Origin of the sequence: Desulfovibrio sp. 1188_IL3213 (genome assembly GCF_036763145.1) — a bacterium.
GTDB lineage: Bacteria > Desulfobacterota > Desulfovibrionia > Desulfovibrionales > Desulfovibrionaceae > Desulfovibrio.
Genome location: NZ_JBAIYR010000097.1, coordinates 1 through 6,959, shown reverse-complemented (window position 1 = coordinate 6,959; position 6,959 = coordinate 1). Strand labels below are relative to the sequence as shown.

At 54.4% G+C, this 6,959-nt stretch carries 6 protein-coding genes; 3 read left to right on the top strand and 3 right to left on the bottom strand.

The window, feature by feature from the left end; all coding sequences use genetic code 11:
* The 3 genes from V6C16_RS06075 to V6C16_RS06065 all read left to right on the top strand — a co-directional run.
* Positions 1-422 (top strand): oxidoreductase (locus V6C16_RS06075; RefSeq protein WP_333542891.1); only part of this gene is annotated, 422 nt, incomplete at its 5' end.
* A gap of 520 nt (positions 423-942) precedes the next feature.
* Complete coding sequence (locus V6C16_RS06070; RefSeq protein ID WP_333534337.1) at positions 943-3,246, top strand: DUF4401 domain-containing protein; 2,304 nt, start codon at positions 943-945, stop codon at positions 3,244-3,246.
* Positions 3,239-3,793: a GDYXXLXY domain-containing protein gene (locus tag V6C16_RS06065; RefSeq protein WP_333534335.1), complete on the top strand. Its 555-nt coding sequence runs from the start codon at positions 3,239-3,241 to the stop codon at positions 3,791-3,793. The genes V6C16_RS06070 and V6C16_RS06065 overlap by 8 nt, the downstream gene beginning before the upstream one ends.
* Before the next feature lie 705 nt (positions 3,794-4,498).
* Here V6C16_RS06065 and V6C16_RS06060 read toward each other — a convergent pair.
* From V6C16_RS06060 to V6C16_RS06050, 3 genes are all read right to left on the bottom strand, one after another.
* A complete protein-coding gene (locus V6C16_RS06060) occupies positions 4,499-4,807 on the bottom strand; it encodes a hypothetical protein (RefSeq protein WP_333534334.1) in 309 nt (102 codons plus the stop codon).
* Between the two features lie 158 nt (positions 4,808-4,965).
* Complete coding sequence (locus V6C16_RS06055; protein ID WP_333534332.1) at positions 4,966-5,508, bottom strand: hypothetical protein; 543 nt, start codon at positions 5,506-5,508, stop codon at positions 4,966-4,968.
* 336 nt (positions 5,509-5,844) lie between these two features.
* On the bottom strand, positions 5,845-6,939 hold the full coding sequence (locus V6C16_RS06050) for a sulfite exporter TauE/SafE family protein (RefSeq protein ID WP_333534339.1): 1,095 nt from the start codon (positions 6,937-6,939) through the stop codon (positions 5,845-5,847).
* Positions 6,940-6,959 lie beyond the last annotated feature (20 nt).

Below are 6,959 nucleotides of genomic sequence, written 5' to 3'. Positions count from 1 at the left end.
CGGTGGTCATGCGCGTGTCGAGTACAGAATTTGCCCCGGGCGGCTGGAATGTGAACGAATGCGCTGTGCTGGCCCAGCAGCTGGAAAAGGCCGGAGCCGCCTTTATCCACGTTTCCGGCGGGGGCCTGACGCCCGAACAGAAAATTGAGCTTGCCCCCGGCTATCAGGTGCATCTGGCCCAGACCATCAAGCAGGCTGTCGACAGTCTGCCCGTCATAGCCGTGGGCCTTATCACGGAGCCGGAACTGGCATCGGGCATTATTGTCAGCGGTCAGGCCGATATGGTGGCCATAGGCCGGGGCATGCTGTATGACCCGCGCTGGCCCTGGCATGCCGCGGCGGCTCTGGGCGTCTCCATTGCCGACACGCCCCGGCAGTATCTGCGCTGCCAGCCCCACAGACTGAAAAATCTTTTCATCTGACGCCATCAATGTTTGAAACAGGCGTAGGCGCGCTTTGTCTGCGCCTGTTTCAAGCAAGGGTTTGCAACCCCATTCCCTTGTGGGTATTTCACTCCTGAAATACCCAGGACCTGCCAATACGAAAACCTGCCTCGTTTGGCAAAAGGTGAACCTGCGCAACGAAGAGCGCATTCTTTACGCCGCACAAAAACGGACGAAATCCCCACGGTCTTAACACTCGCGGCTCTCGCGGCAGCATTCTGCAGATACAAGACAGCTTGCTCTAGAGCAGATTAACGTTGAAATGCTTCACATTTCAAAGCTTTCATTCAGCCGAAAAATGCGATTTTCGGCTGAATCCACGCCACATTGTGGCGCGCTGCACTTTCGTGCAGCGTTAGAGCATTTACACTTTTTCAAAGTTAAAATGCTCTAAAAACACCCATTCCACTACGGGAAAATCTGTTTGCCCCGTCTTTTCATCAGAGTCCCCGGTCGCCAAAACTCCATTGCGGCGGCAACGCAACCATGAGAATCTATTATGAACAATGACATATCCAATGCCGGATGCCAGATCACAGCCACCAGCGCTGTCCAAGATGGCGCAGATGGCGCAGACGGCGCAGACGGCGCAACCGAAAACCTTCTGCCTTCCCTGACACGAGGAAGCCTGACCGCCCTGTGCGATGCAGGAGCGCTCTCCCCGGAAGCCTGGCAACAATCCCTGGAATTTTGTGGCTTCACACCGGACGGCAAAGCCTGGCTGACCTACTGGCGGCACATTTTTCTGATGGGTGGGGCGCTCTTTTTTCTGGCGGGCGTTATCTGCTTCATTGCCTGGAACTGGGGAACCATTTCGCCTTTTGGCCGCATGGCGCTTGTGGGTTCTCTGGTGGCGGCAAGTGGCGTGGGAGCGGTCGTTCTCGGACCTGACACACGGCTTGGACAGATATTGCTGCTGGCCTGCGGCATCTGCATGGGCCCCATGATGGCCGTATTCGGCCAAACCTATCAAACCGGCGCGGAATTGTGGGAGCTTTTCAGGGTCTGGACGGTCCTGCTCTGTCTGCTGGCGCTGGCTGGCAGACAGGTCGGCCTGTGGTTTACCGCGTGGATCGTGGGCAGTATTTTCGCAGCCCTCTGGTTTGGCCGCAGTTTTTCCTCGCCGTTTGATGCCCTCGGCGCTTTTTTTATCCTTCCCGAATGGCTTTTGGTCATTGCCAGCGCCATCATCATATGGGAATGGGCCGCACGGCGGGCCGCACAGCGCGCCCAGGAATCATGGCTGTGTTCGCGCTGGATGCCCAGGCTGCTTTTCTTTGATCTGATCGCTCGCTGCACTGCATATCTGCTGGTGTACATTTTTTCTGATTATTCCCTGACAAACGAAGGCTTCCTCTGGCTGCCACATGGTCTTGTGCCGTTTTTTGCCCTGGCAACTGGCGGCATTTCGTGGTGGTGGTATCGCCAAAAAGAGCCAGACCTCTTTATGCTGGCCGTGCTGCTTGGTGCGGCGACAACGGTTGTCCTGGCATTTCTGGCTGAAGCGGAACTGTTTTTCAAAGCCGGAACCGGCGCGGCCCTGCTGTTGTGGGGGCTGATGGTGACGGGTATCACTGCGGGCCTGGCAAAGCTGCTGTTGCATCTGCAAAAAAGTATGGCCGCGGAAAAAAATAACACAGAGACCACGCCGCCGCACAGTTATTCCTTTTTTATTCATGATGCGCCGGGGATTTCTTGGCAAAGCCTGTGGGAACACCTGCAAAGCCAGGGCGTGATAGCTCGGGAAACGCCTTTGCCGACTGTGAATACCCCCCGCTCACCCTGGTATGTCAGGATGTTGCCGGCTTTTGGGGGTTGGCTGGCGGCCATCCTTTTCACTGGTTTTCTTGCTTTTTCCATTTTTGTAACCCTGCAAATCATCACCAATGAAGAAGCGGCCATCTTTGTAGCGTCCATCCCCATCCTGTTTCTGGGCCGAGTCCTGCTGGCAAAAAACACCATATTCTCACGCCATTTCGGCTTTGCCCTTGCCATTACAGGCACAGTGGGCATTTCCATAAGCCTGTTTCTCACAGTCGAAAACACCGGGTTTAGCTATTTTTTGCTGGCCTTGCTGTTGATTATTGTCGGTTGGATCATGCGAAATCCGCCCTACACTTTTCTTGCGGCTGGGGGCGTCGTTACGACGGTAGCTCTTGGCCTGGACTTTCTGTTTTCCAACGAACCGGACAGACAGGCAGTAGTTTCAAGCGGAATTCTTATGTATCTGCCCCTGGTATGGTGGGCCGCCATCAGCCTGGGGCTTGCGCATTTTTGCCTGCATGAAAAATCGTGGCGCGGCAGAACCGAGGCTCACAACGCCGACGCCATTTTTTTCGGCGCGTATGCGGGCATGTTGGTCTGCCAGATATATTCTCTCGTCACATGGTATCTGTTTACACTAGGTATCCTGATTATAAGCGGCAGTCAGGGCATGAGCATAGGAGCAGCCCTGGGCTTGAGCTACCTTGCCGTATTTTTAGGCCGTGGACGGCACAACCGCGCACGCATCGCCGCGCTGTTGGGTGCGGCCGCCTCTTTGGTACTGTCATTATATCTGCCGGGCGCGGTCCTGGCCCTTCTGGGTCTGGCGCTGGCGCGGCAGATGGGCAATATGGTCATGCAGGGATTTGTGCTGGCATACCTGCTGATCTACATGACCTTTTACTACTACACGCTTAATGTTTCTTTTGCCGAAAAATCTCTGTATCTGACGATAAGCGGCACTGCCCTGCTGTTGCTGGCTCTTATTTTACGCATGTGGTCCGCAAAAATTACGGGAAAGGAGGCCGCCCATGCGTAATATATATATCATTGCGATATTATTGCTGTTTTTCTCGGGGTACATATTCTCCGTGCAAAAGATGGAACACGTCATCGCAGACGGCAAAACCGTGCTCCTGCCTCTGGCCCCCGTAGACCCGCGCGCCCTGCTTATGGGCGACTACATGAGCCTCAGCTATGTGGTTAACGGAAAGATCTATTCGGCCCTGATGGATCCCCAAAAAGAACGCAAAGCGTCTAACCGCGTCATCCCCGATCAGGGACAGGCTGTGCTGCGGATAAGCAATGCTCCCGTTGCCGGGGCTGCGGAATTTGTGCGCCTGTATAACGGCGGCCCCTTGCAGGATGGCGAATTTCTGCTGTCCTATAAACTACGCAGACACAGCGTCCTCACTGCGGCCTCGGCATTTTATTTTGAAGAAGGCAGTGCAAAACGCTATGAACAGGCCCGCTTTGGCCTCTTCAAAGTTGCGGATGACGGAAAAACCCTGCTGATAAACCTTTGCGACAGCCAGGGCCGCCCCATAGAATACGAAAAGGCGACAGAAAAAAAAGTGCAACCATAAAATATTGCCTGCTTTGCGCCTGGGCATGCGCAAAGCAGGCAATATGCCGCTCCATCTTTTGCTGTGCAAAGAAGCGGCGTTTATGCCTTGATGTCGGGCGCTTGCCCCCTGAAGACAAAACATCTCAAGCGTTAACTGCTCTCGATGTAGAGCAGTTAACGCTTGAGATTATTCTTGATCCAAGCCTGAAACGGTTACTGCACAGCAATTTTCCACCATATTTTTGCTGTTACTGCCCTATTTATCGTGCAGTCTCGCTGACGGCATTGCGCGGCGTCTAGAGCAATTTCACTTTTTCAAGGTTAAAACGCTCTAAGTGTAAAGTTCCAATAGGCTACCCACCCTCCCCAAATCGGTAAAGCTGGAGTTACCAGACGACAGCAAACCGAGTGAGGGAAAAGGTGAACAACCATAAGATATTTGGCCGCCCCTGAGGTAATACGGAAGGAATGCAGAGGCTAACCTAGACAGTGTCGTCACGAGATGAATTTTCTTGGTATATCAAGGAGAACGAGCCTTTTATGCAGAGAGTGTACTCTTATGGTACTCGACCGGAATAAAAGGCGAAGTTCGACGCAGAGATACCGGGAAAGGCGCTCGTGACGACACTGTCTAAAAGGGGACCAGCCCCTGCCAGCCCCTTTGCCGCCCGCCACACAGGCATCTCAATCGAAAGCAATGCCAGCATGTTACACGGCAGCAGCCCTACCCTTTGGAGCCGCGCTTGGAAGCCTTGAGAGGGTTCACCTTCTTGGCGGAAACGGTCTCGCTCTGAATCAGGTGCTGATTGTTCTTCCAAAGCTCTTCAGCATTCAGGCCCAGTGCAGCAAGCCGGGCGGCAACGTCCTGCCGGGCGGCGCTGCTATAGCGGTTGCGGTCTGCCATACTTTTGCCCACATAATTGGGGGTCGTCATGTACAAGCCTGCGCTGTCAATAGCCAGCAGAAACGTGGAGTCATTTTCCTCAACGCTTTGAATGATCATTTCCGGCGAAGTGCCAAATCGTGTGACCATAAATTCTCCTTGCGGTACGGGAAAAGCCGTTATCTCGGAAAACGTATTATATGAAATTGAAATTCACTGTCAATACATGCTCAAACGATTACTTCTTTTCCGGTCCCGCCGCTCAAAAAACATTTCCCGATTTCGCAAGACACACAAAGGCATACGCTTCAGGGATACATGATTTTTTGATCCGAAAGCGGCTCACGCTTACGTAGCTGGAGTTTGCGCCACACACGTGAAAAATACATGCGCAAGGGAATATACCAGAGCAAAAACCAGAAAATCATGCCCGGCTGGTTGCCGAAAAGGGGCAACTCAAACGGCAGCACCGGGCTTAACAGCCCGAAGCGCAATCTTATCCAGGCAAACATGATGGGGATAGGCCACAATGAGGCCACAAAAAGCGCCCCACTCAGAGAAAAATGGTAACCAAAGGCTTCATGCCCCTGACGGTTTACGGCCTTGAATGCCTGTTTGTCGCCCCCCGTCAGGGCTTGTTCACCCAGTTTGTGGTAGTGCTGCATCTGATCCTGATACTTCTTCAGCCGCCGGGCATGCAGCCTGTTGGCAAAGCTCAGCGTGACAAGACCAATGATGACGGCCATAAGCGCCAGACAACCCATGCCGAAAATATAGCCTGTTTCCGGATGCGGTATCACACGGAAAGGCAGCACAAAAACAGGGTCAATCCAGATCAGAAATGTTTCCATGGCTGTAGAGGAAGCTTGTGGCGCCTTCCGGGCTTGGGTGTATGAAAAGAACTGCTGAAGTATAACGCAATGGCGCGGTGGAGACAATTCTCCCCGCGCCATTATTTTGCAGGCGGCCGCAACGCACGGAAACCGGTGCTGAACACGCAATTTCCCGCCAGACAGACCGTCAAAATCACCGGAGTCGCAAAGCCGGATCCACGCCCGGGCCGCATCCAAACTGAAACATGATGCCAAGCTTGAACCAGCCGCTCCGGCAGGCCAGGCACGCCGGCGTCAGCTTTGCGGCAAGGATTTAAAACAAATCCTTGCCGCGCATTTCAAGCATGAACGGTTCTAGCCGAACATCCTGATCTGGAAGAAACCGCGCAACACATAGTCTGTACCCACATACAGGGCCAGCACGATAAAGAGGCGCTTGAGCCAGATTTCAGAGAAAAACCGCGACGTAAAGGGTCCAATGATAGACCCCACGGCTACGCCGACAAGCTCAATGCTCACCAGGTTCCAGTCCACCATTACGCCGTGCAGCATAAGAGTGGTGATGCCCGTGATCATGCTTACGAGAACGGCCAGGGCCGAAGTACCGGCAGCCAGATACATCGGCAGGGAGGTTACGCTGGTAATGAAGGGAACCAGCAAAAAGCCGCCGCCCACGCCAAGGAAGGCCGCGATACTGGCGATGACAACACCACCGAGAAAGGGCAGCAGCGGGTTAAAGGAAAATTCCACGCCGCAGAACGTGAATACGCAGCGGGTTATACTGAAAGAAACAAGCTTGACGCCTGTGGGGGCCGGGACGCCGTCGCCCTTGCCCTTGGCAGCGGTCTCAAAAGCCTTGGAAGCTTCCTTGGCCTTGGCCTTGGAGCGCTGCCCCGCAGGGGACGTTTCCCAAATGAGGTAAAGACCCAGCAGCAGAACGAAAAGGCCAAAGTACCCCTGATAGGACGAAAAGTTCAGCTTGCCCGCTGTGAGAGAGGTGGACAGGTACGCGCCCCCGATGGAGCCGAGGCCCAGAGCAAAGCCCAAGGGCAGCACCAGACGCTTCAGGCGATAGTAGCTGAAGGTACTGATGACGGCTGAAAGCCCGGCGAGTATCTGGTTGGAAGCGCGCACCGAGTCGGTGACGGACTTGTTGAGAGGTGTTTTGCCGAAAGATTTTGCGTAGTTGCCAAGGCCATGCACGGTCATGTGGCCCACACCAGCCATAACGCCGCCAAAAGCGCCCACGGTGGAGAAAATCCAGCCCAACCACAAGGCCCAGCCAAAAGCCAGAATCATATTGATTTTGGGGCCGCCGGGAATGCCGAGATACCCAGGTTCGGCATTGGCGTTATAGGTTTCGGGAGCGACCTTGATCTGCTCGGCGATGGCGGCCTTGAGGCCGGCCGGAGCCGTTTGCAGTTGGGCGGCGATGGCCGGGTCGTCAATGGCCTTGGCCGGAGCCTTGG

Excerpts from the sequence above, each read along its gene's own strand:
- V6C16_RS06070 (WP_333534337.1), top strand. The coding sequence starts at position 943 with ATGAACAATGACATATCCAATGCCGGATGCCAGATCACAGCCACCAGC.
- V6C16_RS06065 (WP_333534335.1), top strand. The coding sequence starts at position 3,239 with ATGCGTAATATATATATCATTGCGATATTATTGCTGTTTTTCTCGGGG.
- V6C16_RS06060 (WP_333534334.1), bottom strand. The coding sequence starts at position 4,807 with ATGGTCACACGATTTGGCACTTCGCCGGAAATGATCATTCAAAGCGTT.
- V6C16_RS06055 (WP_333534332.1), bottom strand. The coding sequence starts at position 5,508 with ATGGAAACATTTCTGATCTGGATTGACCCTGTTTTTGTGCTGCCTTTC.